Raw genomic sequence first — 25,951 nt, 5'->3', positions numbered from 1 at the left:
CTCCTTATAATAAGTCGCGTATTTTTTCCACATCCGTACTGTTGTAACCCAAAGTACCGGCCACTTCAGTCAGCATCATCTTCTTACGGGTTGTATTCGAATTGGTGATCACCCAAAAGTCTGTGTTTGGAATAGGTTTAGGGTTGGTGCTGCTGCCCGCTTCCTGTAGCTCGTGCTCGCTGCGACCGAAATAAAGCCGGTTGCGCCCTTTGATTTCCAGTACCTTGGCAAAATCTTTTTTATGAGCACGCGCCAACGCAGACAGGATAAACAGGAAGCGCCCTACCACGCTGTGCTCAGCAGACAAATCCTGCTGGCTTAACACGTCAAACACAGAGCCAACCACCGCCTTCTCAGGCTTTATCGCCTCCACCGCCTTTTCTTCGACTTTGGCAGGTTCGCTACTTTGGGTCGTGGGTTGCAACAATAAACGGCGCAGAATATCCGACGCACTTTCACCAATTTCCTGTGTCTGACTGGCGATAAAATGATAAAGATCGTCGTCTATCTCAATGGTTTTCATGCACTTATTCCGCGTTTTAGTAATAATTGCCGCCATTATATAAAGCTGACAGTCCTGACGCTATAGTCAGGATCTGTTAACCTGACGCCAATTAAATCAAAAGGATCCCAGATGCTATTACATACCGAGATCTCCGGTCAGGGTCAAGCTGTGTTGCTGTTGCACGGTTTATTTGGCAGTTATGAAAACCTGGGGGTGATTGCCCGTCAGCTGGAAAACTACCAGGTCATTAGCATGGATTTGCGTAATCATGGTCGTTCGCCCTGGAGCGACGAGATGACTTATCCGGCAATGGCAGCTGATGTGGCAGAAACCCTGCAGCACTATGGCATAGGTCCACTGGCTGTGCTTGGGCACTCCATGGGCGGCAAGGTTGCGATGCAGCTGGCGCTGTCCCGACCTGAACTGGTGAACAAACTCATTTTGGCGGACATTTCACCTGTATTAAATAAGCCGCGTCATCAGGCAATTTTTGCCGGTTTATCGGCTGTGGCTGCAACCTCTGTGAGCAGCCGCCAGCAGGCCGACCAAATTCTGGCTGATCATATTACCGAACCTGGGGTTCGGGCATTTTTACTGAAAAGTCTGCAGAAAACTGAGCATGGCTTTAGCTGGCGCTTTAATCTGGCTGCACTTGCGAATTGTTATGAAGACATTCTTCAACCGCCGGCTGCCGTTGGTCCTTACCCTGGCCCCACTTTGTTTATTAAAGGTGGCGACTCTGACTATTTACTCAGCGAACATCAGAGTCTTATCAGCACACTGTTTCCGCACGCCAAAGCCAAAGTGATTATGGGCACAGGTCATTGGCTGCACGCTGAAAAGCCCGCGGCTTTTGCCAAGCTGGTCAATGATTTTTTATTGACTTAATGCAACTAATTCCCAACTAATTTGTGCTATAGTGCGCGCAATTTTTTTCGGGCTTGCTGCAACATGAGTATTGAACAGTTTGAAACCTTGGGTTTAGTACTGGGTGTGGGTGCGTTGTATCTCTTTATCGTGATGGCGATTTGGGATGTACTTAAAAAAAGTAAAGCACCCCGCTTTGGTAAGTTTTTTGTCTGGCTGGTGCTGTTTTTATCGCCGGCTGTTTTTGTAGCCAAACTGGTCGTTGAATATTTCCTAGCAGAATAAGGTGCGTTCATGGCGAAGATTGCCACCGATCGCACAACCATTGATTTGTTTGCCCATGATAAGAGACCAGGGCGTCCGCGCACCAACCCGTTGCCGCGAGAAGAACAGGTCAAACTGAATAAACGTAATCAAATCAAACGCGATCGAACCAAGGGTTTAAAACGTATAGAGTGCAAGGTGTCGGATCAGCTGTATCAGCAGTTGTGTCAAAGCGCAGAAGCGCAGCAGATGACCCGAAGCGCCTATATAGAATGGGTTTTAGAACAAGCGTTGCGTCAGACGCAACTGAAGTAAAAGGCTGAACTTATGGCTACTGTAGGTATATTTTTTGGCAGCGATACCGGTAACACGGAACATATCGCCAAGATGATTCAAAAAGAGCTGGGCAAGCAATTGTTTGACGTGTTCGACATTGCCAAAAGCACGAAAGAACAAATCGCCAGTTATGATTTGTTGCTGTTCGGCATTCCAACCTGGTATTACGGCGAAGCACAGTGTGATTGGGACGATTTTTTCCCTGAGCTGGAAAACATCGATTTCGAAAACAAGCTGGTAGCGATTTTCGGTTGTGGTGATCAGGAAGATTATGCTGAGTATTTCCTGGATGCGATGGGCACCCTGCGCGATATCATTGAGCCTAAAGGTGCTATTATCGTTGGTCATTGGCCAACTAAAGGCTACAACTTTGTTGCTTCCAAAGCGCTGGCTGACAATGACCACTTTGTGGGTTTAGGCATTGACGAAGACCGTCAGCCAGAACTGACAGAGCAGCGCGTCAAACAATGGTGCAAGCAAATTTACGAAGAACTGAGCTTAAAAGAGCTCGAATCACTGTAACGAAAAGCCGGGGAAACCCGGCTTTTTTGTCTTTCGCTTTTGATCAAGATTTGCAATAGCTGGTGACTGCACCAATACTGGCAGTGCTTTTTCCTTTTCATCCATAACAAGAATCCAGGAACTGAGATGAAACCAATTTTCCAACCCACCTTGGTGGCTGTGCTGGTCGCAGCTGGTTTAGGGCTGGCTGCGTGCAAACCCGCGCCACAAAACCACGAAACCCAAGGGAGCGCAGACGTTGCACCAACCTCCGAGCAAGCCAAAGCCTTTGTTGCCAAAGCCTCGGAAGAAACCCGTCAGCTGTTGCTGCAGGTAAACCGGGCTGATTGGATAGCCAACACCTATATCACTGACGACACCGAAGCCCTGTCTGCAGAATTTAACCAAAAAATGACTGAAGCTGTGGTGCGGATGGCCAATGAAGCCGCCCGTTTTAACGACACTCAGGTCGACGCTGACACCCGTCGCCAGCTGGACAAACTGAAGCTGGCACTGACCCTAGCTGCGCCCAAAGATCCGGCCAAGACCGAAGAGCTGGCAGGCATTGTAGCCAAACTGAACGGAATGTACGGCAAAGGTAAATACACCAAAGAAGACGGCACTGTGATGGCACTCGGCGATATGTCTTCCGTGATGGCCAGTTCACGTAACTACGACGAACAGCTTGAAATGTGGAAAGGCTGGCATGACACCGCGGCGCCAATGAAACCGCTGTATGTCCGTCAGGTCGAACTTGCCAACGAAGGCGCCCGTGAATTGGGCTATGCCGATACCGGTGCTTTATGGCGTTCGAAATACGATATGGATGCAGACGCCTTTGCCGCTGAACTCGACAAACAATGGGCCGCAGTCAAACCACTCTATGACGCCCTGCACTGTCATGTCCGAGCTAAGCTAGGTGAAAAATACGGCACAGACAAAGTACCGCAAGACAAACCTATTCCGGCTCACCTGCTAGGCAATATGTGGGCTCAGGCCTGGGGTAATATTTATGACCTGGTGGCTCCGGTGAACTCGGATCCGGGCTATGACGTCACACAGTTATTGGCTGACAAGGGCTATGATGAGCTGAAGATGGTAAAAGGCGCTGAAGGCTTTTTTACCTCTTTGGGTTTTGCCCCACTGCCAGAGACCTTTTGGGCCCGGTCACAGTTCGTCAAGCCACGTGACCGCGACGTAGTGTGCCACGCCTCCGCCTGGGATTTAGACGCCAAAGACGATTTGCGCATTAAAATGTGTATCCAGAAAACCGGTGAAGAGTTTGCGGTGATCCACCATGAATTAGGGCACAATTTCTATCAGCGCGCTTACAAAGACCAACCGGTGTTTTACCAGGACAGCGCCAACGATGGCTTCCATGAAGCCATTGGCGACACCATTGCGCTGTCAGTCACGCCTAAGTACCTGCAGCAAATTGGTTTGCTGGAACAAGTGCCGGACGAATCCAAAGACTTGGGTTTGCTGATGAAAATGGCACTGGATAAAGTCGCCTTCCTGCCTTTTGGTTTATTGGTTGATCAATGGCGCTGGCAGGTGTTTTCTGGTCAGATTAAACCAGAGCAGTACAACCAGGCTTGGTGGCAACTTCGTGAAAAATACCAGGGTGTAGCCGCACCTGTAGCCCGCACCGAAGCCGATTTTGATGCCGGCGCTAAGTACCATGTGCCAGGCAACACGCCTTACACCCGCTATTTCCTGGCGCATATTCTACAGTTCCAGTTCCATAAAGCCCTTTGTGATATAGCGCAGGACGCTGGCCCAGTGCACCGCTGTTCCATCTATAACAGCAAAGAAGCCGGAACGGCACTGAATAAAATGCTGGAAATGGGCGCCAGCAAACCATGGCAAGAAGCACTGCAAAGCCTGACCGGTAAACCAGAGATGGATTCGTCAGCCATCCTGGCTTACTTTGCGCCGCTGAAAACTTACCTGGATGAACAAAACAAAGGCCGCAGCTGCGGCTGGTAACAGCAGCTCACTACCTGATTAAACAAAGGGCAATCTGTTGATTGCCCTTTTTCTTGGTCGAATCATTCGGTAGAAGGCTGCGAGCGGTATTTCGGTTTCTTACGGATATAGACCTTGCGGTTCACTTCACAGACTAACTGATCGGCTGCGTCTTTCACATGCACCACAAATTCAGGAAAATACTTTTCACCTTCGGCAGTTTTGGCTTTGATATCATCCAGCTCTGCGTCCGTCAGCACAAATTCAGCACAGAGCTTGCTGCGTCCTGGCGAGATGTAGTTGATGTCAGCCTGCTTGTCCCAGACGATGTACTCTTTACCCAGCGCTCCCATCAGCATTAATGGGTAAATAGGGTCCGTCATTGCAAACATAGACCCGCCAAACTGGCTGCTGTTAATATTGCGGGTCCAGGGCCGGTTTTTCAGTACAACTTTGCAGTACCGGTAATCATCGGCCAGTATCTCGACCTTAATGCCACTAAAGAAAAATGGTGGCCAGAAGTTTAATAAATGCCGCATCACTGCGGGTTTAAAAGCCCAGCGCATAAGCTTCCTCTGGTATGACCTGTTTCAGCAATTCTATCCTGCCGACTGCCGTTTGTCTGCTGTCTTCTGGCCATTTAGAGTTTGCTTCTTAAACCAATGCCCTTATAATCATTTGAAATTGAAGCAAGAACGGTACATTCAATGTCTGACCACAATACTGAACTGCGTAAAGCAGGTCTTAAAGTTACGCTCCCACGGGTTAAAATTCTGGATATTCTGCAGGATCCTAATCATCAACATATCAGTGCTGAAGATGTGTATAAAATCCTGCTCGACCTGGGCGAAGATATTGGTCTGGCGACTGTGTACCGTGTATTAAACCAGTTTGATGACGCCGGTATTGTCACCCGTCACCACTTCGAAGGCGGAAAATCAGTATTTGAACTGAGCAAAATGGACCACCACGACCATTTGGTGTGTCTGAACTGCGGTAAAGTGATCGAATTTGAAGATGACGATATCGAGCGCAAGCAGCTGGAAATTGCCGACAAAAATGGCATCAAGCTGACCCATCACAGCCTGTATTTGTATGGTGAGTGCGTCGATAAAGCCGAATGCGAAAGCAATCGCAGCCACAAAGGCTAATCAACAGAGTAAAAAAAAACCGGCTAAGCCGGTTTTTTTTCGCCTGCCAGAATTTGTTGTGTTAAATAACCCACTTCAGTGGCCCAGCAGCACTCAGGCCGTGGCCGACGTACGCCAAATTGTCCCTTCAGCGGCCGGCAATGACTGATGGCCTGCACCAACTGCGGTGGGATTTCGTTGACGCCATAACAGGCCCCTAATAATGCACCGGCAATAGCTGCGTTATCCGCAGTATCACCACCGCGCCTGATGGTGTCATAGATGCCATCCAGCCAGTCCGCTGCATACAGCAGTTGCCATAATGCATTTTGCAGGCTGACCAAAATTGGGTGCTCCGCGGTGTTAAAATCTTCCGGCGGCATAAACAAGGCTTGGTCTATAGCCCGGACAATCTGTTTGTCCACTTTTAGTTGCAAGGCCCAGTCTTTTATTTGTTGGTACAGCTCATCGGCACTGCAGTCATTCTCCAGCAAATGGCCAAGCGCCATCACATACAGCCCTGTTACTTGCTGATTCAGTAAATTGGGATGCGTCAGTGCAGTATCCGCCATAGCCCAGGCCGCCAGCTGAGGCAAGGAATAGTGCGGCACTGCCAATGCGATGGGGGCAACACGGGCCAAAGGCGTCGGTGCAAAAGAATCCTCATTTTGCCGGCCAAGCAAGGCTTGTTTCAGCTCTTCAGGCACAGCAAAAGGTTCGGTCCGCAGCCAGTACTCATAGGCCTGCCAGGCGCCTTCTTCCTGGTACTCGCCGTAATGGGCCAGTAAACGGCAAAGCAGCAACGCCAGCTCGCCGCTGTCAGTCACCTGCCCCGGCTGAGTGTGCCAGTTGTTTTGCAACAACAATTCGTCCAGGCTGCCACCCAACCGTAAAGAGCGTTCGGTATCTGTCAGATTTTCCAATGCAGCCCCAGTCACCTCACCGGCTAACAAGCCGTAGATTAAACCTTGCGCTTTGGATTGCAGTACAGCTTCTGGCATGACCCACTCAACTGATGAATTTTTAGACCTTATGCTTAGTTATAAGCTATTGCGCTTCACAAGCCAAGCTCTTGTTAAAAATCAATACCCTAGCTGAAGTCGACACCATGTAGAACGGCAAATAACAGGCATAAAAAAAGCACCCGAAGGTGCTTTTTAAAATTCGCTCAATGAATTAAGCAGTTAAAGCTTCTTTTGCTTTAGCAACTAAGGCAGCGAAAGCGCCTTTGTCGTATACAGCGATATCGGCCAGGATCTTACGATCGATCTCAACAGAAGCACGTTTCAGACCGTCGATAAAGCGGCTGTATGACAGACCGTTTTGACGGGAAGCAGCGTTGATACGCGCGATCCACAGCTGACGGAATTGACGTTTACGTTGACGACGGTCACGGTAAGCGTACTGACCAGCTTTGATCACTGCCTGGAAGGCAACACGATAAACACGGCTACGGGCACCGTAATAACCTTTAGCTTGCGCTAAAACCTTCTTATGACGCGCGCGAGCGGTCACACCACGTTTTACTCTTGGCATTTAAAATCTCCTAATGACTTATGCGTATGGCAGGCAACGTGCAACGCTGGCAACGTCAACTTTGGCTACTAAGGTTTTTGGACCTAAGTGGCGCTTACGCTTAGAAGATTTCTTCGTCAGGATGTGGCGAAGATGTGATTGTTTACGTTTAAAACCGCCTGAGCCGGTTTTCTTAAAGCGCTTTGCAGCGCCTTTGTTGTTTTTCATCTTTGGCATAGTTTACTAACTCGCATTGTTTAGTGACAACGAATAATAAGGCGATAAAAAACGCCACTCTTTCAAGCGGCGTCTTTATATACTTGAAAGCCTTATTACTTCTTATTTGGGGCCAGCATCATGATCATCTGACGTCCCTCAACCCGGCTCGGGAAAGACTCACAAACAGCAATGTCTGCCATGTCTTCTTTGATCCGGTTCAGAACCTCAATACCGATGTCCAGATGCGCCATTTCACGACCACGGTAACGCAGCGTGACTTTGGCTTTGTCGCCCTCTTCAATGAAGCGACGCAGGTTGCGTAGTTTTACCTGGTAATCGCCTTCATCAGTTCCTGGACGGAACTTAATTTCTTTAATCTGGATCTGCTTTTGTTTCTTCTTCTGTTCTTTCAGAGCTTTGCCCTTTTCGAACAGGAACTTACCATAGTCCATCAACTTACAAACAGGTGGTTCGGCAGTTGGGCTGATTTCAACCAGGTCACATCCTGCTTCTTCTGCCAGTCGAATTGCTTCGTTAGTACTGACAACACCTAATTGTTCACCTTCAAACCCGATCAGACGTACTTCACGTACACTGATTTCTTCGTTAATCCGGTTAGGACGGTTCGTTGGTAGCGGTTTCTTTCCTACTTTAATGGTATGTTCCTCCAAGAATTAAACTAATCAGACCCGGTTTTTAATTTCTTCAGTCAGCTTGGCCACAAAAGCGTCAACTGACATTTTTCCGAGGTCTTCGCCCTTACGTGTTCTTAAGGCTAAATCGCCGGATTCGACTTCTTTGTCACCGACCACCACCAAATAAGGAACACGCTGGAGCGTGTGCTCGCGGATTTTAAAGCCAATCTTCTCATTTCTCAAGTCAGAAGTTGCTCTAATGCCATGAGATTTGAATGTTTTTACCAATTGTTGGGCATATTCGGCCTGATTATCGGTAATATTCATCACCACAACCTGAGTTGGGGCCAACCAGGCTGGGAAGAAACCAGCATATTCTTCAATCAGAATACCGATGAAACGCTCCAGTGAACCCAGGATGGCGCGGTGGATCATCACCGGCACCTGACGGTCGTTACCCTCAGCGACAAAGCTTGCACCTAAACGGCCTGGTAAGGCGAAATCAAGCTGCACTGTACCGCACTGCCAAGCCCGGCTTAAGCAGTCATGTAAAGTGAATTCGATTTTCGGACCATAGAAGGCGCCTTCGCCCGGCTGCAGATCGTACTCGATGCCATTGCTCTCCAGCGCTTGCGCCAGAGCTTGTTCTGCTTTGTGCCAGATTTCATCCGAACCGATGCGTTTTTCCGGCCGGGTCGACAGCTTGACTTTGACGTCTTTAAAGCCAAAGGTACCGTACACGTCAAAAACCATCTTGATACAGTTGGCCACTTCGGCCTGCACTTGCTCTTCAGTACAGAAGATATGCGCGTCATCCTGGGTGAAACCACGTACCCGCATCAGACCATGTAAGCCACCTGACGGCTCGTTGCGGTGACAGCAGCCAAACTCCGCCATCCGCAGCGGTAAATCGCGGTAGGATTTCAGACCCTGATTAAAGATTTGCACATGCCCCGGGCAGTTCATTGGCTTGATGGCGTAATCGCGGTTTTCTGAACTGGTGACAAACATGTTTTCAGCATATTTTTCCCAGTGACCGGATTTTTCCCACAGCACTTTGTCCATCATAAATGGACCTTTCACTTCCTGGTAATCGTACTCGACCAGCTTTTCACGGACGAAGCTTTCCAGTTCACGGAAAATGGTCCAGCCGTCGTTGTGCCAGAACACCATACCTGGCGCTTCTTCCTGCCAGTGGAACAGGCCCAGCTGCTTACCAATTTTGCGGTGATCGCGTTTTTCTGCTTCTTCCAGCTGCAACAAATAAGCAGCCAACTGCTTCTTGTCTGCCCAGGCAGTGCCGTAAACGCGTTGCAGCATTTTGTTTTTTGCATCGCCACGCCAGTACGCACCGGCCACTTTCATAATTTTGAAGTGTTGGCAAAAACGCATGTTCGGCACGTGTGGACCACGGCACATATCAATGTATTCTTCGTGATGGTACAAACCCGGCTTGTCGTCTTTGGCGACATTGTCGGTCAGAATTTCCATCTTGTAGCTTTCACCACGCGCCGCAAAGGTGTCGTAGGCTTCTTGCCAGCTGACTTTCTTCTTCACCACATCGTATTCGGTTTTGGCTAATTGCAGCATACGGGCTTCCAGTGCAGCCAAATCTTCCGCACTGATTGGACGGTCTAAATCGACGTCGTAGTAGAAGCCATTGTCAATCACCGGACCGATCGCCATTTTGACGTTCGGCCACAGTTGTTTAATGGCATGGCCCAACAAGTGAGCGCAGGAGTGGCGGATAATTTCCAGGCCTTCCAAGTCTTTGCTGGTAATAATATTCAGTTTGAGATCGCGGTCGATCAGCTCGCAAGCGTCAACCAGAACACCGTCCAGTTTACCGGCAATAGTGGCTTTGGCTAAACCAGGGCCTATGTCTTTAGCGACATCCATTACAGATAACGGTGCATCATACGAACGTTGGCTGCCATCAGGCAGTGTAATAACTGGCATGTTGTTTTCCTTACAGTGCTGGCCCATACCAAGGGTCAGTTGGAGTTGAAGGTGGTGCAGGATTGATGCGGCCGCGCGTGCCAGTTGATGACTTCTACGAAAAATCATATGGTGCACAGCTTAGCCGTCAATAACGCCCTGCGGGCAGAATAGTAGCATTGGCGCGAGCCTTACACCAAGCAGAAAGTCTGAACTTTCGTCAACTCGTCCTAAACTAAAAAGGTTCGGAACGGTGTGATTGAGGTCTGTATGCAACTTATCAACAAAACCATTCTTTGCCCCTTTTGTGGTCAGCCAACCACTGTAACTATTGATGCCAGCGGCGGCGATCAGGACGATATTGAAGATTGCAGCAATTGCTGCAATCCCATTCATGTGCAAACCCATATTGATGAAGTACGGCACAAGGTGCAGGTGTTTGTCGACGCCGATGACGAGCAGTATTACTAATGCTATCTGGTTTGGCGCAGTGCCAGCACCCGTTCGACTGTATCGACAATAGTGATGGTTTGCTGGTCAAGTTCTATATTGACCAGGTCACCTGCCTGGCGCTTACCTAGTGTGGTCACGGACAAAGTCTCAGGGATCAGATGCAAGTAGAAACTATGGTCTGTCACGTCGCCTACTGTCAGGCTAATGCCATCCACAGAGATAAAACCTTTACTCAGCACATAAGGCCGGAATGCGTCTGGCAGTGCCAGCTCGATACGGCAGTTTAACCCTTGTTTTTCAACTGCCCGAATAGACACAGTGCCGTGCACATGGCCTGAGACCAGGTGACCACCAATTTCACGGCCAAAACTCAGCGAACGCTCAAAGTTGACCCAGCAGCCCTGCGCCAGGGCACCGAGGTTGGTCTTTTGCAGGGTTTCATCAATCACATCAAATTGCACCCAGCCCGCTTGGCTGTCGAAATCGGTGGCGGTCAGGCAGGTGCCATTGACGGCGATACTGGCGCCGCGCTCCAATTGTGCTAATAACTCTGCGGGCACAGTTAAGGTTAACTGGCGAAAAGTCCCCTGGTCGCGAACTTGTTGCACCTGAACCTGGCGCTGCACTATTCCGGTAAACATAAAACCTCTGTTGTGGTAAGGTGGCGGCGATTTTTCTGGAGTCATCATGCTACCTTTTTCCCGCTTTGAAGCCAAAACCATTCTGAAACTCTCAGGCCCTATCGTTCTTGCTCAGCTCACCCAAACCATGATGTATGTCATCGACACGTTAATGGCGGGTCGGGTGAGCGCGCTGGATATGGCCGCTATTGCAGTAGCATCGGCCATCTGGTTGCCCATTATTTTGACCTTTCAGGGGCTGTTATTGGCGTTAACCCCTATTATCGCGCAGCATTTTGGCGCCCGGCAGCACCAGGCCATTCCAACGACGACCTTGCAAGGCGCTTATCTGGCGGCTTTTCTGGCCACGCTGCTGATTATTGCGATGCAGTTTATCGGCGAGCCATTGTCCTATTTGCAGATGGAAACTGAAGTCCGGCAAAAAGCGGTCGATTATCTGCATTACATTAGTTTTGGCATCTACCCGCTGGCGGGTTATATGGTGCTGCGTAATTTGTTTGAGGGCATCGGCAATACCAAAGCCACCATGTGGATAGCTTTCGTCGGCTTGCTGGTCAATATTCCGGCCAACTATGTGTTTATTTACGGCCATCTTGGTATGCCTGCGCTAGGCGGAGCCGGCTGCGGCCTGGCTACAGCCCTGGTGCACTGCGCCATGTTCTGTGCCATGTTGACCTATGCGCTGCGCAGTCGCAGCAGCAAAGCTTATATGGTGCGGCCAGCCAGCCTGAAACCCGCCAAAAAAGAGTTGTGGCAAATCATTGCCATCGGCACCCCTATCGCGTTTTCACTGTTTTTTGAAGTGACATTATTTTCCTGTATTCCGCTATTGATTGTGCATTTGGGTGCCATTGTGGTGTCCGGGCATCAGATCGCCAATAACTACAGCGCACTGGTGTTTATGTTACCGATGTCGATGGGCCTGGCAACCACTATTCGGGTTGGTCATCTGGTCGGCTCGCGCGATATTAAAGAGCTGAAAAAAGCCGTCAGTACCGCAGTGCAGCTGGCCATGCTGATGGCGGTTGGCATTGCTACCCTTACCTTCCTGGCACGCTTTGTGGTGGCGTCTTTGTACAGTACAGACCCGGCGGTGATCAGTATTGCTGCCTCTATTCTGGTGTTGGCCTGTTTTTACCAGCTGTCTGATGCGGTGCAGGTGGTTTGCGCCTGCGCTTTACGGGGCCTGAAATACACCAAGCCAGTGTTCTACATTACCTTTGTCGCGTATTGGCCTATTGGCTTTGGTCTTGGCACTTTATTGGGACTGACCGATGTGCTGGTGCCTAAAATGGGCGCGCATGGCTTCTGGATAGGCATTATTATTGGTCTGACGGTGGCGGCTGTCTTGCTGGCGCTGATCCTGAAAAAACGGCTGAAGGTACTGGAAAATGAACATCTGGCGCACGCTGTTTCTGCTTCCCATCCTGCTCAGTCTGTCTAGCTGCAGCGATCCGGTTCAATCGGTCTGGGCCGACTACCAGACCCGACTGAGCCGGGTCACCTCGGTTGAGTTTCCACCTGTTGCATCGCTGCCGTTGACGTCCTTGCCCTCTATCAGCCAGCTACGCCAGCCCGTAGCTGAGTTGGAGCTTAGCCTGCTTAACATGCTGGCGCTGCGTCGCTGTGGCTTGGATCAGCTGGTTGGCGAACGCAACAGCAGCCTTGGCAAAGTGCAAAGTGTCAGCCAACGTTTTCGTTATGAGAGCAAGTTTTTGCAGCAGGTTCAGCCTTGTCTGCGTCCTGGGCTACTCAGTACTGAACTGAGCGACCAGCTGCAGCTGGTCAGCCAGCGTAAGCGAATCGATCTACCAAATCAGTGGATAAACCTGCTGATGCTGGACCCCACCTTACGTCAGCAATGGCAACCTGCGGCGGAAGGTTTGCCGTTATCCGGACAGCCAGGCCTTACCGAAAGCCTGCAGGCACTGCATCAACTTCAGCGAATACAGCAACTGCTGGAAAAAGAGCAATGGCAAGCATTGAGTGAACAGAATGCAGAAGACGCCTTGGCGCTGTTGTACCAGTCAGGTTATCTGAGCCGCTGGCTGCATAGTGTGTTCAGCCATCTGCGGCTTCTGCAGCAAACAAATTCAGCCTTAGAGCAGCTGCAAATTGCGCAATTTTGTCCGGCTGGTAAAGCCCATGGCAATCAGGAAAAACTGCAAGGGGTGTTGACGCAGGTGTTTATTCCGCGCATTCAGCAGCCGCTGGCGCAGCTGGATGGTGCGTATCAGCAATTCTGGCCTCTGCTGAGCGCACTGTATCAGCAAAGTCCACTTTGGCCTGCACTGCAACAACGTTTTGACCAACCGCTGCAGGATCTTAAACAGCAGCTGCATGTGCATGTGGCCTGGTGGCAGCAGGTACAGCACCAGTGCGCCACGCCTGGTGCTGCCAGCTCAGCCAATTAAAGTTCGATGTACTGAGGCCAACCTAACAGCGGCTGTGCCAGGCCTTGCTTGTGTTCAAAGGCATCCAGTTTTTCCGGCGACGCCTGCTCCAGTGCCAGCTTCTGGTATTTACGGGCAAAATCGACCGTTCGCCGCAGCGCGTCAATAAAGTTCCCCCCTAAATCTGCACGCACCGCGTCATCGTAGCCGGCAGGCAACATCAGCAATACCTGCTCGGTCTGCAGTTGCAGCACTGTAGGTTCGGACCAGCTGTCTTTTAACTCCAGCTGGCGGATGCGTTTTTTCAGATCCTGCCGTACTTTTTCGCCACCGGTAAACAGGCGGTACAACACCACTTCGGCAATCATGTCTTCCACACTGAAATGCTCAAATGGGTCCAGCTGGCTTTGCACGTAAAACTGCTGCTTCACCACTGAAATCGCATTGCGCCGCAACGACTCAGTGCGGGCTTGTTGGTATTGACTCAAGCCTTCCCATTCTTCCGCATCCGGCGGACTGGACAGGTCCTGCAGCAACTGCTCGTCGACGTCGCCGTACAGCGAGCGCCGGTTCGGCTGCGCTATCGTCACCTGCGCCAGCAAGGTCCAGCCTTTCTGAAAACTTTTGACCACACCATCCGCGCTTTGCAGCAATGCCAGCGCTTTGTCATGGTCTTTTTCAGAAAGCTCTGCTAAGCCCAGACTCGCCACACCAATGACGTCAAAGGCCGCCTGTTCAAGCAAATGCATCTTGTATTTGTTATAGAATTTGTCGGCAAACTTCAGGCTCATCAACACCGCTTTGGCTTTGATTTGCTCCAGTTGTGCTGCCGACAGCTGCCCTTGTGCCAGTCCGTGCTGGATCACCTGGGTTAAAAAAGGTCCTTGCTGAGCACGGAGTACTAACTGCATCTGTTTCCCAATCCTTAGTCGAGGAAGCTGAACATATCGTCCACTTCGTCGTATTGTTCCGTCGCCTGGTTCTTCTCTTTCGCCTGCATCACCAGCTCAGTGGCAAACTTATTGATAATGGCTTCCCATCCTGAGTTTTCATTACGGATCAGGTTTTTAATGGCATCGCCTGTTGACGGCGATAGCTGGAAAATCAGTGCCAGTAAGCTACGCGGATCGTCATAACCCAGGCTATGCACCTGTTCTGAGCTGGTGCGTTCGCTGTAACTCAGTGCTTCTTCCAGATCCTGCTCTTCTTCGTGTAGCAGATCATGCACCTCATCATCATCTTCGTCCTGCTCACCACGGTACAGCTCAATAAAGGGAATGCAAAGGTAAAACAGTCCGGCAGGATCCTCGGCAATGGCTTCCAGAATTTCAGTCTGTTTTTCTTCGTTATCCTGAGTACGGATTAAATAGGTCAGAAAATCAAAGGTGTGCTGCTTCAGCTCGTCAGCATTGTTTTTTATTTTCTCTTCCCAGTACAGCGGCTGCTGACTGACGATGTCACGGATTTTCTCCGGTGTCATCAGTTCCGAGATAATCGAAGGGAAGGATAAATCATGCTGAGAGTTAATTTGTGTCAGCGTCACAATGTCAATCTGCTCAATTACTTCCACCAGTTGCTCATCCGACATGGTGTTGGCAATCAGATCAAACTTTTTGCTGGCCTGCTTTGGCTCCACCACCGCAAGTTCTTTGATTTCTGCGACGGTAATTTCAATTAAATTGTTCATTAGCGCCCTTCCCGGTCAAAGCGAATTTCATCATAAGCATCGTCATAACCCGGCTCGTCCTCGCCATCATCGTCATCCGGATCCGGCCCGTAACCGCGGTCGTCCATCTCTTCTTCATCGTCTGCCATATCTCGGGCCGCTTCAAAGCCAGCCCCCACTTTGGCCTGGAAGGTCAGCATGTAGAGCACGGCAACGGCTTCAATTAATACCAACTCGTCGTACTCTCGTACCGCTTTCACCAGTGGCAAATCGGCGTTGCCAAAAGCCACTGTGGTTTTAAACTGATCCCAGCTTGGTACGGTGCCGGCTTTTAGCCAGGCAGCCCATTGCAGTTTGGCTTGCGGGCTGAACTTCACTTTGCCGTATAAGGCGACAGGCAGGTATTCAGGCACGGAGGACAGCATTTCAACATCAGCCAGCAGCACCTTTTTCATTTGTGCAGTGAATTGCTCCAGCGCTTTGGGGGTGTCCGGGTCACTGTAGGATTCAATATTTTCAAAAGCATCAGCCTTCAGCTGAGCCAAGCGTTCATTACTAAATTTTTTCATGATTACCTCAGACAGCCGGATAATAACTGTCCCACAGCTCTTTCATGGCTGCAGCCGGATCTGTGACTATGACGTTGTTTAAATCTTTGATAAATGCGGCGCGCTTTTTAGCGTCTGACAACACATCGTAGGCTTCTTTCACCCGCTGCAATTGCACCGAGGCCTGCTCCAGCTCGTCGTCTGAGGCATCACGCAGTTTGTCGGGGTGGTATTTGTTCGACAGCCTTTTGTAGGCTTTTTTGATTTCGTCTTCCGTGGCGTTTGCTTTGACGCCTAATACACGAAAATAGTTAATCATGCGGTCCACTTCACTGTTTCAGGGGGCCCAGCCCCCTTGGTCGTGGCATGATAGCAGAGAACTGCAGCTACTGGCCAAGCAGCTTTTCGACTTAATCCGCGTTCATCCATTTTTGCACCGCAGACACCAGCTCGTCCGGGTGGAATTTGGCGATAAATTGGTCAGCACCTACTTTGCGCACCATGGCTTCATTAAAAACACCACTTAACGATGAGTGCAGAATAATATGAATATTTTTCAGCTGGTCGTCTTTTTTCACTTCGGCGGTCAGGGTGTAACCGTCCATTTCCGGCATTTCGATGTCGGAGATCATCAAAGGCACCGCCTGTGTGATGTCGCCGCCCAGTTCATTGGCTTTGGCTTTTAACCAATCCAGCGCCATGCGGCCGTCGTTGACGGTTTCTACATGAATGCCCACTGTAGATAACGCGCGTTTCACCTGGTTACGGGCCACGGCAGAGTCATCAGCCACCAGCACGGTCAGGTTTTGCACTTCCAGCCCTTTGGCTTTTTCTTTCACTGATTCGCTGACGGTTTCATCCACAGGAGAAATCTCAGAAAACACTTTTTCAACGTCAATGATTTGCACCAGCTTTTTATCGACTTCTGTCACAGCAGTCAGATAGTGTGATTTACCGGCGCCATGAGGAGGAGGCAGTATTTGCTCCCAGTTCACGTTGACAATACGGTCGACGCCACCGACTAAAAAGCCTTGGGTGTTGCGGTTGTATTCAGTCACCAGAATAAAGGCGTGCGATAAATCTTCGATGCGTTTGCCACCTGTCGCCTGGCTGAGGTCAATCACAGTCACTGGGACGCCACGCAAATGGGCGATGCCGCGCACATTGGGGTTAGCGCCGGGTAATTCGGACAGGTCCGGACACTGAATGACTTCGCGCACCTTAAACACGTTAATGCCGTAAGGTTGGCTGCCCTGCAATCTGAACATCAGCAACTCCAGCCTGTTTTGTCCAACAATATTGGTACGCTGATCGACAGAACTCATAAAACTGGACATAGTCACCTCAAATAAAATTGAATTACCCGTTTCTGGCAAGCTCAGTATGGCAGCTTTGTAAACATATGCCGTTGATCTTGCATTACAAAGCGCTTTGATTTTGCGTTAGAACGGTTTAAAGTGAAAAATACGATAAAAACTGCAATTTGAAAAGCCCTACGTAAACAATTATTTCAACTCAGCTTGAAGTCGCTCAGCAATTTCAGCAAAACCTGGCCTGTTGTTGGCGTCAGAACTCAGGCTGAGTGCTTCAAGCTGAATAAGTGGATCCTCTGCCTGCAAGGGTCCGTCACAGTGAAGCCGTAAATCCTGCATTAAATAGCCAAAAGCCCGTATATCCAGCGCTTTAAAGTCCCGTTGCTGTGCTTCCGTCAGGCAATCAAGCGCAGTCGCCGCACCAAAGTCGCCTAAATACAGCTGATGATCCGGACCAAGCAGCATATTGTGGGCATAGAGGTCGCCATGACACACGCCGCGCTGATGCAAATGCTGCATGGCCGAAGCGACTTGTTGCAAAACCTGCACGCGTTGAGCCCGGCTGACCGTAAAGCCAGCGGCGTAACAATCGCGGCTGATACTGGTAAAACTCGGTGGCAAACCCAAAGGCGTAAAACCGGCAGGGATCAGTTGCATCACCAGGCCTTTGGCAGCAGGTAGCTGCACTTGGGCACGCAGTCCAATTAAATTGGGGTGACCGGCACAGCGCACAGCATTCCACAGCTCTTCATTCGGGCAGCCGTCAGTGGTGATTTCGCCTTTAAACTGCTTCAGTGCCCATTCGCTGCCGTCTTCGAGGTCGGCAACCCGGTAAATCTGGCCGGATGCGCCCTGACCTAACAAGTCCAGTTGCTGGTAACGCGACACCTGATGAACCGCCAAATTCTCTGCTTCAGCAGGCGAGGCAAAACAAGCGGGATTGGCCCCTACCGACAGCCAGGCCAGCTTAGGCAAACGGAACAGCCAGTCTGGTAGATGCTCCAGCTGATTAAGTGACAGACGCATCAGCGCAATCGCCTGGCACTGCTGCATCGAGTCCGGCAGCGCCTTCAGCTTATTGGCCGCAAGCGCAACCTTTTGCAGCTGACGGTAACGACCCAAGTCCTGTGGCAAATATTCTAACTGATTGTCGGTCAGGATCAGCCAGCGCAAGCCTTCTGGCAACACGCCCTCGGCAAACTCCGTTAGCTGGTTGCCTTTAAAACTCAGCATTTCAAGTGACGGGCAGTCAGCCAGCACTTTGGGAATATGGCAAAACGCATTATTGGTCAGGAACAGCCGCTTTAGTTGAGTAAAGCGAGGCAAATCTTCCGGCAGCTGAGAAAGCTGGTTATCTGACAAATCAATCTGTTCCAGACTGTCCGTATAGGCATAAAGCTCAGCCGGAAACTGTTGAAGCGCTGCAGTCCATTTCACCGAACGCAAATCTGCTGAGAGCTGCATCACCCATCCCCAAAAAAGCGCTCAGTCTAATAACTGAACTCAGTCACAGCAAGACACTTGTAACAGCGCATTCGCATACCCATAGTAAAACCCACCAATGCCTAGCAAGGAATGACGATGACAACTTATACCCCTCCAAAAGTCTGGACCTGGGATCAAGCCAATGGCGGCGCTTTTGCGGCAATTAACCGACCAGTCTCCGGTGCGACGCATCAGAAAGACAGGCCCAAAGGCAAGCATGCGCTGCAGCTGTATTCGTTAGCCACGCCAAACGGTGTCAAGGTAACCGTGATGCTGGAAGAGTTATTGGAGCTTGGGATCAGCGCTGCTGACTATGACGCCTGGCTGATCAGTATCCGCGACGGTGACCAGTTCAGCAGTGGTTTTGTTGAGGTGAACCCCAACAGCAAAATTCCGGCGCTGTTTGATGAAGAAACCGGTATCCGGCTGTTTGAGTCCGGTTCCATTTTGCTGTACCTGGCGCAAAAGTTTAACGCCTTCTTACCGGATGATGTGGCTGAACGTGCAGAAGTGATGAACTGGTTATTCTGGCAAATGGGCAGCGCGCCTTTTGTCGGCGGCGGTTTTGGCCATTTCTATGCCTATGCACCGGAAAAATATGAGTACCCAATTAACCGTTATGCCATGGAAACCAAACGTCAGCTGGATGTGCTGGATAAACAACTGGCGAGTCATACCTACGTGGCAGGCGAACACTACAGTATTGCCGATATGGCCATCTGGCCCTGGTACGGTGCATTAGTGCTGGGCCGCCTGTACGGTGCCGCTGAGTTTCTGGATGTGCAGAGCTACCCCAACCTGCTGCGCTGGGCGCAAATGATTGACCAACGCCCCGCGGTTAAACGTGGCATCAAGGTCAACCGCAATTGGGGCGAACCGCATGAGCAGGTGCCGGAGCGGCACAGTGCGGCGGATTTTAACTGAATCTAGAGATAGCTGGCCTGATTGGCCAGCCAGGCAGATAAACAGCAGAAACAAAAACGCCGCTCAGTGAGCGGCGTTTTTGTTTGAATATGGTGCGTTCTAGTGGACTCGAACCACCGACCCCCACCATGTCAAGGTGGTGCTCTAACCAGCTGAGCTAAGAACGCAGGTCGTTTACGGCAGGCTTTGCTGCGGCAACGGCGGCTATGTTATGCAGCAGCGCATTGGCTTGCAAGTATTTTTTCTGAAACATTGTGCGTTTGCTGCAAATTTAAACGCCCTGCTGGTTATTGCTGCATTTTTACCTTAGCAGCACTGTCTGCCTGGGAGAATTCAGCCAGATCAGGCAGATGCATCAGCTCGCGCCACAGCTTGCAGACCCTGCCGGACCACGCTAGCATCCCCTTTTCTATTTAGCATCGGGCAAATTGATCAATTTTAGCCCTTTAAATTTTTTGATTAAGTAGTTAAACGACTATGACATTGATTGAAGAACACAGCGCTGAACTGGCTGAGTTGGCAAAACAGAAGATTGCCGAATTTAACGCCCTGCACTGGGATGCCTCTTTGCGCCAGCCGTTAGGGCTGAAACAAATGACTCCTTCAGGCGAGTTAACGGCGGTGCTGGCAGGCCGGACTTTTGGATTGTGGTTTTATCTGGAATCGTTTTGGTTGGCGGAGGAAGAACGGGGCCAGGGGCTGGGCAGCCTGATGTTGCAAAAGGCTGAACAGATAGCGCGTCAGCGCGGCTGCCGTTTTGTGGTGCTGGATACGCTGGATTTTCAGGCCAGACCTTTTTACGAACGCCACGGCTATCAGCTGCAATGGACCCAGCAAAATTACCCTTTTACCGGAGCCAAACACTTTATGACAAAGGCGCTATAGCCAACGTTAGTGCTGGATCAGCCAGCGGCCACCTTTGGCTGGCCCTACCCGCTGTAACTGACCGCGGGCTTTCAGTTTGGCCAGCTGTTTTTCGATGGCTCTGCAGCTTAAGCCCAGTTGCAGCGCCAACTGACGGGCACTTAATCTGTTGTCTTTTTTCAGATAACGAATGATCTCGTCTTCAGTATCAAACCAGTTTCGTTCGGCTTTGGGCGCTTCACCGGCAGGCAAGGTCGCACGAATGGCCTGATGCAGTTGCAGCGCAAGCCAGTCACTCCACTCCTGTCCTGGCGGTTGCCACAGCAACTTCTGATAGTCAGATTGTTGTTTCCTTAATTGCTGCTCCAGTGGCAAATCGCAGAACGAAGGATGCAGCTGTCGCAGTCCAGCTTTCAGCCAAAGCAGCCCCAACAGATGGTTGCCCTGACTGAACGGCTGCAATTGCATCCAGTGTTGAAACTTCGCTGCCATACCGGCCAAGGTACGGGGCTGGCGTGTGCACCAGCTGTCAAACAATGCCGGAATTTTATCTGCTGAAGGGGCCTGAAACACTAACTTATGGTCGCTATACAGCGCACTGCTCTGCTGGCGAAAACTCTGACCTGGCACGAGGTTTTCGGCCAGTTGCCACATCGCGGCCTGGCTGTTGACCTGAAGTGAGGTAATTTCCCGATACAGCAGCGTCAGCCGACCTGCTATTTGTAAAGCGACAGGCAGTTTGTCAACCTGGACTTGCTGCCATAGCTTTTTTTGCGCCGAACTGAAGCGTTGCTGATCCAGGCCAAGCGCCTCAGCAGCCGCATCGCTCCTCAACTGCTGTTTCTGATCAGTAGTTAAACCGGCCCAATGCTGCTGCCAGCGGTTTAACGCCAGCTGAAATTCACTTGCCATGTTCTTTCCTTTCGTCATCTCGACTTTCTGCTGCTGAAACTTGCTTTCCTGAATCTACTCACTAACTATTAGTTCAGCTCTATCAAGAGCTTGCCGTAATGTCAACCCGAAGTCAGCCGTGGAGTCATTGTGCCCAACACTGTTTCTTATGCCAGCCGGGCATTAACCCGTTGTTTTGTGCTCTTTGGCCTGCTGTTGCTCTGCTTTCTGTTGTTGTTTGTGGTTTATGTCTGGGCAGAAAAGCAGATCGACGAGGCCAATGAAAACCGCGTGATTTCGATAGCCCTGCTGCAGGAATTCCGGCAATCCTCCGACGAATTGACTCAACTGGCGTTAGTAGCCGTGGCCAGCAATGACATTCGCTATAAACAGCGTTATGACGAAATCCTCGCAGTCAGGGATGGCCTGGCCCCCCGCTCTGAACAGCCAACGTTCTGGGCTATGCCTGAAGTGCAAACCTCTTCAGAGCCGCTGGGCCGGCGTCGATCCTTGCTGACCCTGATGCAGGATGCAGGCTTTACCTCAGCCGAACTGACGGCGGTCACAACAGCCAAACAACGTGCGGAAGAATTAATCCGTATTGAGCGTCAGCTGATGAACCGATTGGAGCTGCCGGGTCTGACAAGCACCGAACGTCAGCAACTACAACAGAACAGCTTGTTCACTCTGCTTTCTGCCGAACAACTGCAGCTCAGAACTCATATTATGCAGCCGTTGGCAGAGGCTTTTGTGCAACTAAACCACCGCACCGAACAGAGGGTTCAGCAAAGTATCCACCATGCATTCTGGTTGCGGGTGGCCTTTATGGTCACTGCTTTTGTGCTCTGCCTGACCCTCTACCGCATTCGCCTGCTTTACCAGCGCCTGCTAGGTGCACCGCCATCCGAGCTGGCTGTGTTCCTGGAAAATTTTGCGCAGACGCAGTCGTATCGCCCCCTTCGTACGCAGCATATTCGCCCAGGCAGTATTCTTGGCCGGTTACTGGCGACGGAAAGCCGCTTACACCAACAAGAGCAGCAACAACAACTGTTAATTTCTGAACTGCAGCAACAACAGCAATACCTGCGCGCCCTGTTTGACAGTTTACCCCTGATGGTATGGTTTAAAGACTTGCAAGGCCGCTTTCTGGCGGTGAACCGAAAATTCGCTGAGATGCTGCAACTGAATGTTGAGCAGATCTTAGGGAAATCAGATGCCGACCTGTTCGAACCCGAGCAGGCGCTGCAGCATATCAGTCACGATAAAGACGTGTTAACTATGGACCAACCCGACCAGCTGAAGCGCCAGTTAACGCTGGATGGTGAAGCCCGCTGGCTGGATGTCTATAAAACGCCGGTTTATCTGAACGGCCATAGCCTGGGCGTCGTCGGTACGGCGAGGGATGTCACCGTAGAGCACAACGCAGAAAACCAACTCCGACTGAGCGCCAGTGTGTTTACTCATGCCCGGGAAGGCATCATGATCACCAATCCGGAAGGATTGATTATCGATGTTAATCAGGCGTTTTGTCAGATCACCGGCTACAGTGCCGAACAAGCAAAAAACTGCACGCCGCGCCTGCTGAAATCAGACCGCCAGGACGAGCATACCTACCAGCAAATGTGGCAGGTGCTGCATACACAAGGCTATTGGGCTGGCGAGGTCTGGAGCCGCCGCGCCAACGGTGAAGACTATATGCAAAGCATGACCATTAGCGCGGTGCACGATGAACAGCAAAAAGTGCAGCATTATGTCGGGCTGCTCAGTGACATCACACAACAACACCAGCAACAACAACAACTGGAAAAAATAGCTCTGTTTGACCAGTTAACCGGCTTACCAAACCGTAACGCGCTGATCCAGCAACTGCACCAGTTGCTGCATGTGCGGGAAAAAGACGAATGGCTGGCGATTGCTTATCTGGACCTGGATGGTTTTAAAGAAATTAATGACCGCCACGGCCATGCCACAGGCGATAAGCTGCTGCTGCAAATGGCGCAAAAACTACGCAAACAGCTGGCCACTTATGAAACCCTGGCCTGCATTGGCGGTGACGAATTTGTGTTGCTGCTGCCAGCTCAAACCGATTGCCAGCAAGGCTGTCAGCGCATTGAGCAATTATTGTCGCAGATTGCCACCCCGGTGCAGATAGACGATTGGATGCTGTCGGTGTCGGCCAGCATTGGCATTACCTTCGCACCCCAGCCAGACGCAGTTGACGCAGAACAGCTGATCCGCCAGGCCGATCACGCCATGTACCAGGCCAAACAAGAAGGTAAAAACCGCTACCACCTGTTTGACGTCGACAAAGCCCGCAGTATGCGCGGGCATCAGGAAACCCTGCAGGACATCCGCCAGGCACTGGCGCTGGAGCAATTCGAGCTGTTTTACCAGCCCAAAGTAAATATGCGTACCGGCGAACTGATCGGCTCAGAAGCGTTGATCCGCTGGCGTCACCCCGAACGGGGCCTGGTGCCGCCTGGTTTATTTTTACCCGCAATTGAGCAGCACAGCCTGGGTGTGACGCTGGGTTACTGGGTGATGGAACGCGCTATTCAGCAACTGGCAGAATGGCAGCAACAAGGCTGGGCGCTGCCCGTCAGCGTGAATATCTCTGCCTACCATTTGCAACAGCCAGACTTCGTCAACCGGTTGCAACAGTTATTGCGTCGCTATCAACAGGTCTCCCCTGCACTGTTGCAGCTGGAAATTCTGGAAACGGGCGCGCTGAATGATTTAAGTCATGTCCAGGCGGTCATGCATGCCTGCCTGCGCGCTGGTGTCAGTTTTGCCCTGGATGACTTCGGCACCGGTTATTCGTCCCTGACTTACCTTAAACGCCTGCCGGCCCAGGTACTGAAAATAGACCAGAGCTTTGTGCGCGATATGCTGACCGATCCGGACGACCTGGCCATCCTCAAAGGCATTTTGGTGCTGGCACACGAGTTTAAACGGGACATTGTGGCCGAGGTGTGGAGACCACAGAACATGGCGAAGCGCTGTTGGCACTGGGGTGTCAGTTGGCCCAGGGCTATGGTATTGCCAGGCCCATGCCCGCTGCCGATTTTGAACAGTGGCGCCATCACTGGGCGCCGCCGCAACAATGGCGCTGCACAAGCCCCGTATAACCAGACAGACGTTATTCAGGCGCCGACCAGACTTTGACCACAGACCCGCAGTACCTGCGCATTGCAGGCGCTATTGTCTGGCCTCGCCAGATAACTGACCGCCTGCGCTACATCCAATGGCTCGCCCGCCTGCCCCAGTGAATTAAAACGCTGGCCAATTTCACGGATTAACCATGGCATTTTGGCCGTCATGTCGGTACGGATAAAGCCAGGTGCCACCGCATTAAAACGGTGCGACGGATAACGCTGCGCCATGCTTTGGATATAGCCGGTCAACGCCGATTTGGCACAGGCATAGTTGCACTGACCACGTTGACCGGCCAGCCCATTGATGGACGACAGGCTGACAAAAGCGGCCTGCTCTGCCAACTGCGCCGAACCAAGCAAGGCGTCGTTCAGCCGGATTTGCGCACCCAGGTTTAATTCCAGCACCAATTGCCAATCGGTCACCGTCATATTTTTTAAGGTTCTGTCACGGGTGACACCAGCATTATGCACCAGAATATCCAGCTTTAGCTGACGCTCTGCCAGCGCAGCAAGCAAAGCGGCCGGAGCATCTTCTGCCGTCAGGTCGAGCGTGATACTGTGGCCCTGCAGGCTTTGCATCAACGGCTCAAGCACCGCGCTGGCTGAAGGCAAATCCAGACCAATGACGAAAGCGCCCCCGGCAGCCAGCTGCGTTGCAATGGCTTTACCTATACCCCGGCTCGCGCCAGTCACCAGGGCCGTTTTACCGCTAAGCGGTCTGTTGTGTCCACACGATGGCGGCATAGCTTCAGCCGCATTCAGCTGCAGCAGTTGACCACTGACGTAACACGAAGCCGGACTTAAAAAGAACTGCAGGGAGGCCTCTGCGGCAGACCAATCGGCTCCCGCCAGGTCGAGCAGGTTCACCCGACAGGCCTTACCGCCAAGCTCCTTCGCCAGAGAGCGGACAAAACCTGTTAAGCCAGACTGGCAGGCGCTGTGTTCAGCACAATGCACACGAACGCTGTCATTTACCAGCAGGATTGGGCTTTGATTTTGCAATCTGGCCAACTGCTGCTGCAACGCCATTAATTGCTGTAACTCACTGACGTGCCGCAGTTGACGGCAATCAATCAACAGACCGGCCAGGCGGGCTGGCTCAGTTGTAGAGGTTATCGACAGCTGCTGCCACTGCACGCCAACAGCATTGGGTAACGCCGGTTCGCTGACGGACTGCGGGCTGAAATAGCCATAACAGCCAGGCTGCAATACAGACGACGCCTGACGCTGCAAGGCGACAGGCGGACGTCGCCCCATCAGTTTATAAAGCAAAGACTCCCACATGCCGGACCTGCTCCATTGCTGTCATTGGCGGGCAGCTTAGCAGAGTCTTTGGTGGTCTGACGAGTCGGTCAGGCTTTTTTCACCCAGGCGGCACACCAGCCATTGGCATTGACCACTTTGCCCGGAAAAATATTACAGCCGCGCCAGGCGTCGCCGTCTTTACCCTGCACTTGCATGCAGTTGCCACAGTTGGCCCCATCCACCACTGACTTTTCAACGTATTTCATTGCCATCGCCAGTGGTTCATCTGGTTTCACCTGTTCTTGCGCCAGAGCCCTGAGGGCCGCACCGCCTAAGGTGACCCCAATCAAGGTGGATGCGGAAAGTTTTAAAAAATGACGTCTGTCGAGATGACCCATAGTTGTGCTCCTTATTGTATCGCGGTGGTTCTGGCACCGCGCCAGCAGTATGCATCGGGACCCATGCAGCCGCTTTGATCCAGCGCAGCTCTTTGCA

29 protein-coding genes and 1 tRNA gene are annotated in these 25,951 nt (G+C 51.3%); 12 read left to right on the top strand and 18 right to left on the bottom strand.

Features of this window, described 5'->3' with window-relative positions; translation table 11 throughout:
- Positions 1 to 4: 4 nt before the first annotated feature.
- The gene (seqA, locus tag ACFO3I_RS04585) at positions 5 to 523 is read right to left on the bottom strand and encodes a replication initiation negative regulator SeqA (protein ID WP_377332129.1); all 519 of its coding nucleotides are present in this window, start codon (positions 521 to 523) and stop codon (positions 5 to 7) included.
- 111 nt (positions 524 to 634) lie between these two features.
- On the opposite strand from seqA, the gene ACFO3I_RS04580 reads away from it, so the two are divergent.
- The 5 genes from ACFO3I_RS04580 to ACFO3I_RS04560 all read left to right on the top strand — a co-directional run bounded on the left by ACFO3I_RS04580 (position 635) and on the right by ACFO3I_RS04560 (position 4,462).
- Entirely contained in the window at positions 635 to 1,393 is a 759-nt protein-coding gene (locus ACFO3I_RS04580) for an alpha/beta fold hydrolase (RefSeq protein ID WP_377332127.1), read from the top strand.
- Between the two features lie 63 nt (positions 1,394 to 1,456).
- The gene (locus ACFO3I_RS04575; RefSeq protein ID WP_377332125.1) at positions 1,457 to 1,657 is read left to right on the top strand and encodes a DUF2788 domain-containing protein; all 201 of its coding nucleotides are present in this window, start codon (positions 1,457 to 1,459) and stop codon (positions 1,655 to 1,657) included.
- A 9-nt stretch (positions 1,658 to 1,666) separates the two neighbouring features.
- On the top strand, positions 1,667 to 1,951 hold the full coding sequence (gene ybfE, locus ACFO3I_RS04570) for a LexA regulated protein (RefSeq protein ID WP_377332124.1): 285 nt from the start codon (positions 1,667 to 1,669) through the stop codon (positions 1,949 to 1,951).
- 12 nt (positions 1,952 to 1,963) lie between these two features.
- Positions 1,964 to 2,494 carry a flavodoxin FldA gene (gene fldA / locus ACFO3I_RS04565; protein WP_377332122.1) on the top strand — a complete coding sequence of 177 codons (531 nt, stop codon included), beginning with the start codon at positions 1,964 to 1,966 and terminating at the stop codon, positions 2,492 to 2,494.
- Positions 2,495 to 2,620: 126 nt separating this feature from the next.
- Entirely contained in the window at positions 2,621 to 4,462 is a 1,842-nt protein-coding gene (locus ACFO3I_RS04560; RefSeq protein ID WP_377332121.1) for a M2 family metallopeptidase, read from the top strand.
- 62 nt (positions 4,463 to 4,524) lie between these two features.
- Here ACFO3I_RS04560 and ACFO3I_RS04555 read toward each other — a convergent pair whose 3' ends face one another.
- On the bottom strand, positions 4,525 to 5,007 hold the full coding sequence (locus ACFO3I_RS04555) for a DUF4442 domain-containing protein (protein ID WP_377332120.1): 483 nt from the start codon (positions 5,005 to 5,007) through the stop codon (positions 4,525 to 4,527).
- A 141-nt stretch (positions 5,008 to 5,148) separates the two neighbouring features.
- On the opposite strand from ACFO3I_RS04555, the gene fur reads away from it, so the two are divergent.
- The gene (fur, locus tag ACFO3I_RS04550; RefSeq protein ID WP_377332118.1) at positions 5,149 to 5,592 is read left to right on the top strand and encodes a ferric iron uptake transcriptional regulator; all 444 of its coding nucleotides are present in this window, start codon (positions 5,149 to 5,151) and stop codon (positions 5,590 to 5,592) included.
- Positions 5,593 to 5,615: 23 nt separating this feature from the next.
- Here the strand turns inward: fur and ACFO3I_RS04545 are convergent, their stop codons facing one another.
- The 5 genes from ACFO3I_RS04545 to thrS form a co-directional block, all read right to left on the bottom strand.
- Positions 5,616 to 6,572, bottom strand: a complete 957-nt coding sequence (locus ACFO3I_RS04545) for an ADP-ribosylglycohydrolase family protein (RefSeq protein WP_377332117.1) — start codon at positions 6,570 to 6,572, stop codon at positions 5,616 to 5,618.
- Between the two features lie 175 nt (positions 6,573 to 6,747).
- Entirely contained in the window at positions 6,748 to 7,107 is a 360-nt protein-coding gene (gene rplT, locus ACFO3I_RS04540; RefSeq protein WP_337843531.1) for a 50S ribosomal protein L20, read from the bottom strand.
- A gap of 18 nt (positions 7,108 to 7,125) precedes the next feature.
- A complete protein-coding gene (gene rpmI, locus ACFO3I_RS04535; protein WP_377332116.1) occupies positions 7,126 to 7,323 on the bottom strand; it encodes a 50S ribosomal protein L35 in 198 nt (65 codons plus the stop codon).
- A 95-nt stretch (positions 7,324 to 7,418) separates the two neighbouring features.
- Positions 7,419 to 7,976, bottom strand: a complete 558-nt coding sequence (gene infC, locus ACFO3I_RS04530; protein WP_465269132.1) for a translation initiation factor IF-3 — start codon at positions 7,974 to 7,976, stop codon at positions 7,419 to 7,421.
- Between the two features lie 12 nt (positions 7,977 to 7,988).
- Positions 7,989 to 9,899, bottom strand: a complete 1,911-nt coding sequence (gene thrS, locus ACFO3I_RS04525; protein WP_377332114.1) for a threonine--tRNA ligase — start codon at positions 9,897 to 9,899, stop codon at positions 7,989 to 7,991.
- A gap of 249 nt (positions 9,900 to 10,148) precedes the next feature.
- Here thrS and ACFO3I_RS04520 point away from each other — a divergent pair, with 249 nt between their 5' ends.
- Positions 10,149 to 10,349, top strand: coding sequence for a CPXCG motif-containing cysteine-rich protein (locus ACFO3I_RS04520; RefSeq protein ID WP_377332112.1), 201 nt, complete (start codon positions 10,149 to 10,151; stop codon positions 10,347 to 10,349).
- A 2-nt stretch (positions 10,350 to 10,351) separates the two neighbouring features.
- Here the strand turns inward: ACFO3I_RS04520 and ACFO3I_RS04515 are convergent, their stop codons facing one another.
- Entirely contained in the window at positions 10,352 to 11,020 is a 669-nt protein-coding gene (locus tag ACFO3I_RS04515; RefSeq protein WP_377332110.1) for a riboflavin synthase subunit alpha, read from the bottom strand.
- Between ACFO3I_RS04515 and ACFO3I_RS04510 the strand changes: the two genes are divergently transcribed.
- Together ACFO3I_RS04510 and ACFO3I_RS04505 are read left to right on the top strand one after the other, a co-directional pair.
- Positions 11,019 to 12,416, top strand: coding sequence for an MATE family efflux transporter (locus ACFO3I_RS04510; RefSeq protein WP_377332109.1), 1,398 nt, complete (start codon positions 11,019 to 11,021; stop codon positions 12,414 to 12,416). The two genes, ACFO3I_RS04515 and ACFO3I_RS04510, sit on opposite strands and share 2 nt — an antisense overlap.
- Positions 12,364 to 13,386, top strand: coding sequence for a DUF3080 family protein (locus tag ACFO3I_RS04505; RefSeq protein WP_377332108.1), 1,023 nt, complete (start codon positions 12,364 to 12,366; stop codon positions 13,384 to 13,386). The genes ACFO3I_RS04510 and ACFO3I_RS04505 overlap by 53 nt, the downstream gene beginning before the upstream one ends.
- Here the strand turns inward: ACFO3I_RS04505 and atcC are convergent.
- The 6 genes from atcC to ACFO3I_RS04475 all read right to left on the bottom strand — a co-directional run bounded on the left by atcC (position 13,383) and on the right by ACFO3I_RS04475 (position 18,356).
- Positions 13,383 to 14,276, bottom strand: coding sequence for a cold adaptation protein AtcC (gene atcC / locus ACFO3I_RS04500; protein ID WP_377332107.1), 894 nt, complete (start codon positions 14,274 to 14,276; stop codon positions 13,383 to 13,385). The genes ACFO3I_RS04505 and atcC overlap by 4 nt on opposite strands.
- A 14-nt stretch (positions 14,277 to 14,290) precedes the next feature.
- A complete protein-coding gene (gene atcB, locus ACFO3I_RS04495) occupies positions 14,291 to 15,052 on the bottom strand; it encodes a cold adaptation protein AtcB (protein ID WP_377332105.1) in 762 nt (253 codons plus the stop codon).
- Positions 15,052 to 15,600 carry a cold adaptation protein AtcA gene (atcA, locus tag ACFO3I_RS04490; protein ID WP_377332104.1) on the bottom strand — a complete coding sequence of 183 codons (549 nt, stop codon included), beginning with the start codon at positions 15,598 to 15,600 and terminating at the stop codon, positions 15,052 to 15,054. Before atcA ends, atcB begins: the two co-directional genes overlap by 1 nt.
- 7 nt (positions 15,601 to 15,607) lie before the next feature.
- Positions 15,608 to 15,898: a cold adaptation protein ActJcold adaptation protein ActJ gene (gene atcJ, locus ACFO3I_RS04485; protein ID WP_377332102.1), complete on the bottom strand. Its 291-nt coding sequence runs from the start codon at positions 15,896 to 15,898 to the stop codon at positions 15,608 to 15,610.
- 91 nt (positions 15,899 to 15,989) lie between these two features.
- Positions 15,990 to 16,916: a chemotaxis protein CheV gene (locus tag ACFO3I_RS04480; RefSeq protein ID WP_377332101.1), complete on the bottom strand. Its 927-nt coding sequence runs from the start codon at positions 16,914 to 16,916 to the stop codon at positions 15,990 to 15,992.
- A gap of 168 nt (positions 16,917 to 17,084) precedes the next feature.
- The gene (locus tag ACFO3I_RS04475; RefSeq protein WP_377332100.1) at positions 17,085 to 18,356 is read right to left on the bottom strand and encodes a protein kinase; all 1,272 of its coding nucleotides are present in this window, start codon (positions 18,354 to 18,356) and stop codon (positions 17,085 to 17,087) included.
- Between the two features lie 117 nt (positions 18,357 to 18,473).
- Here ACFO3I_RS04475 and yghU point away from each other — a divergent pair, with 117 nt between their 5' ends.
- Positions 18,474 to 19,301, top strand: coding sequence for a glutathione-dependent disulfide-bond oxidoreductase (gene yghU / locus ACFO3I_RS04470; RefSeq protein ID WP_377332099.1), 828 nt, complete (start codon positions 18,474 to 18,476; stop codon positions 19,299 to 19,301).
- A 90-nt stretch (positions 19,302 to 19,391) separates the two neighbouring features.
- On the opposite strand, the gene ACFO3I_RS04465 is transcribed toward yghU, so the two are convergent.
- A tRNA-Val gene (locus ACFO3I_RS04465) sits at positions 19,392 to 19,468 on the bottom strand.
- 310 nt (positions 19,469 to 19,778) lie between these two features.
- Here ACFO3I_RS04465 and ACFO3I_RS04460 point away from each other — a divergent pair.
- Positions 19,779 to 20,186: a GNAT family N-acetyltransferase gene (locus ACFO3I_RS04460; protein WP_377332097.1), complete on the top strand. Its 408-nt coding sequence runs from the start codon at positions 19,779 to 19,781 to the stop codon at positions 20,184 to 20,186.
- Positions 20,187 to 20,192: 6 nt separating this feature from the next.
- Here the strand turns inward: ACFO3I_RS04460 and ACFO3I_RS04455 are convergent, their stop codons facing one another.
- On the bottom strand, positions 20,193 to 21,077 hold the full coding sequence (locus ACFO3I_RS04455) for a winged helix-turn-helix domain-containing protein (protein ID WP_377332096.1): 885 nt from the start codon (positions 21,075 to 21,077) through the stop codon (positions 20,193 to 20,195).
- 129 nt (positions 21,078 to 21,206) lie between these two features.
- On the opposite strand from ACFO3I_RS04455, the gene ACFO3I_RS04450 reads away from it, so the two are divergent.
- A complete protein-coding gene (locus ACFO3I_RS04450) occupies positions 21,207 to 24,221 on the top strand; it encodes a putative bifunctional diguanylate cyclase/phosphodiesterase (protein ID WP_377332095.1) in 3,015 nt (1,004 codons plus the stop codon).
- Here the strand turns inward: ACFO3I_RS04450 and ACFO3I_RS04445 are convergent.
- Both ACFO3I_RS04445 and ACFO3I_RS04440 read right to left on the bottom strand, forming a co-directional pair.
- A complete protein-coding gene (locus ACFO3I_RS04445) occupies positions 24,200 to 25,495 on the bottom strand; it encodes an SDR family oxidoreductase (RefSeq protein WP_377332093.1) in 1,296 nt (431 codons plus the stop codon). The genes ACFO3I_RS04450 and ACFO3I_RS04445 overlap by 22 nt on opposite strands.
- 68 nt (positions 25,496 to 25,563) lie before the next feature.
- Positions 25,564 to 25,854: a high-potential iron-sulfur protein gene (locus ACFO3I_RS04440; protein ID WP_377332091.1), complete on the bottom strand. Its 291-nt coding sequence runs from the start codon at positions 25,852 to 25,854 to the stop codon at positions 25,564 to 25,566.
- Positions 25,855 to 25,951: the final 97 nt, after the last annotated feature.

Source organism: Rheinheimera marina, assembly GCF_042654345.1.
GTDB lineage: Bacteria > Pseudomonadota > Gammaproteobacteria > Enterobacterales > Alteromonadaceae > Pararheinheimera > Pararheinheimera marina.
This window is presented reverse-complemented; position numbering and strand designations above follow the sequence as displayed.

Excerpts from the sequence above, each read along its gene's own strand:
- ACFO3I_RS04515 (WP_377332110.1), bottom strand. The coding sequence starts at position 11,020 with ATGATGACTCCAGAAAAATCGCCGCCACCTTACCACAACAGAGGTTTT.
- ACFO3I_RS04455 (WP_377332096.1), bottom strand. The coding sequence starts at position 21,077 with ATGGCAAGTGAATTTCAGCTGGCGTTAAACCGCTGGCAGCAGCATTGG.
- ybfE (WP_377332124.1), top strand. The coding sequence starts at position 1,667 with ATGGCGAAGATTGCCACCGATCGCACAACCATTGATTTGTTTGCCCAT.
- atcB (WP_377332105.1), bottom strand. The coding sequence starts at position 15,052 with ATGAACAATTTAATTGAAATTACCGTCGCAGAAATCAAAGAACTTGCG.
- atcJ (WP_377332102.1), bottom strand. The coding sequence starts at position 15,898 with ATGATTAACTATTTTCGTGTATTAGGCGTCAAAGCAAACGCCACGGAA.
- ACFO3I_RS04520 (WP_377332112.1), top strand. The coding sequence starts at position 10,149 with ATGCAACTTATCAACAAAACCATTCTTTGCCCCTTTTGTGGTCAGCCA.
- fldA (WP_377332122.1), top strand. The coding sequence starts at position 1,964 with ATGGCTACTGTAGGTATATTTTTTGGCAGCGATACCGGTAACACGGAA.
- ACFO3I_RS04555 (WP_377332120.1), bottom strand. The coding sequence starts at position 5,007 with ATGCGCTGGGCTTTTAAACCCGCAGTGATGCGGCATTTATTAAACTTC.
- rpmI (WP_377332116.1), bottom strand. The coding sequence starts at position 7,323 with ATGCCAAAGATGAAAAACAACAAAGGCGCTGCAAAGCGCTTTAAGAAA.
- ACFO3I_RS04480 (WP_377332101.1), bottom strand. The coding sequence starts at position 16,916 with ATGTCCAGTTTTATGAGTTCTGTCGATCAGCGTACCAATATTGTTGGA.
- ACFO3I_RS04560 (WP_377332121.1), top strand. The coding sequence starts at position 2,621 with ATGAAACCAATTTTCCAACCCACCTTGGTGGCTGTGCTGGTCGCAGCT.
- ACFO3I_RS04460 (WP_377332097.1), top strand. The coding sequence starts at position 19,779 with ATGACATTGATTGAAGAACACAGCGCTGAACTGGCTGAGTTGGCAAAA.
- atcC (WP_377332107.1), bottom strand. The coding sequence starts at position 14,276 with ATGCAGTTAGTACTCCGTGCTCAGCAAGGACCTTTTTTAACCCAGGTG.
- thrS (WP_377332114.1), bottom strand. The coding sequence starts at position 9,899 with ATGCCAGTTATTACACTGCCTGATGGCAGCCAACGTTCGTATGATGCA.
- ACFO3I_RS04445 (WP_377332093.1), bottom strand. The coding sequence starts at position 25,495 with ATGTGGGAGTCTTTGCTTTATAAACTGATGGGGCGACGTCCGCCTGTC.
- ACFO3I_RS04580 (WP_377332127.1), top strand. The coding sequence starts at position 635 with ATGCTATTACATACCGAGATCTCCGGTCAGGGTCAAGCTGTGTTGCTG.
- atcA (WP_377332104.1), bottom strand. The coding sequence starts at position 15,600 with ATGAAAAAATTTAGTAATGAACGCTTGGCTCAGCTGAAGGCTGATGCT.
- ACFO3I_RS04510 (WP_377332109.1), top strand. The coding sequence starts at position 11,019 with ATGCTACCTTTTTCCCGCTTTGAAGCCAAAACCATTCTGAAACTCTCA.
- ACFO3I_RS04440 (WP_377332091.1), bottom strand. The coding sequence starts at position 25,854 with ATGGGTCATCTCGACAGACGTCATTTTTTAAAACTTTCCGCATCCACC.
- yghU (WP_377332099.1), top strand. The coding sequence starts at position 18,474 with ATGACAACTTATACCCCTCCAAAAGTCTGGACCTGGGATCAAGCCAAT.
- ACFO3I_RS04505 (WP_377332108.1), top strand. The coding sequence starts at position 12,364 with ATGAACATCTGGCGCACGCTGTTTCTGCTTCCCATCCTGCTCAGTCTG.
- seqA (WP_377332129.1), bottom strand. The coding sequence starts at position 523 with ATGAAAACCATTGAGATAGACGACGATCTTTATCATTTTATCGCCAGT.
- ACFO3I_RS04475 (WP_377332100.1), bottom strand. The coding sequence starts at position 18,356 with ATGCAGCTCTCAGCAGATTTGCGTTCGGTGAAATGGACTGCAGCGCTT.
- ACFO3I_RS04545 (WP_377332117.1), bottom strand. The coding sequence starts at position 6,572 with ATGCCAGAAGCTGTACTGCAATCCAAAGCGCAAGGTTTAATCTACGGC.
- rplT (WP_337843531.1), bottom strand. The coding sequence starts at position 7,107 with ATGCCAAGAGTAAAACGTGGTGTGACCGCTCGCGCGCGTCATAAGAAG.
- fur (WP_377332118.1), top strand. The coding sequence starts at position 5,149 with ATGTCTGACCACAATACTGAACTGCGTAAAGCAGGTCTTAAAGTTACG.
- ACFO3I_RS04575 (WP_377332125.1), top strand. The coding sequence starts at position 1,457 with ATGAGTATTGAACAGTTTGAAACCTTGGGTTTAGTACTGGGTGTGGGT.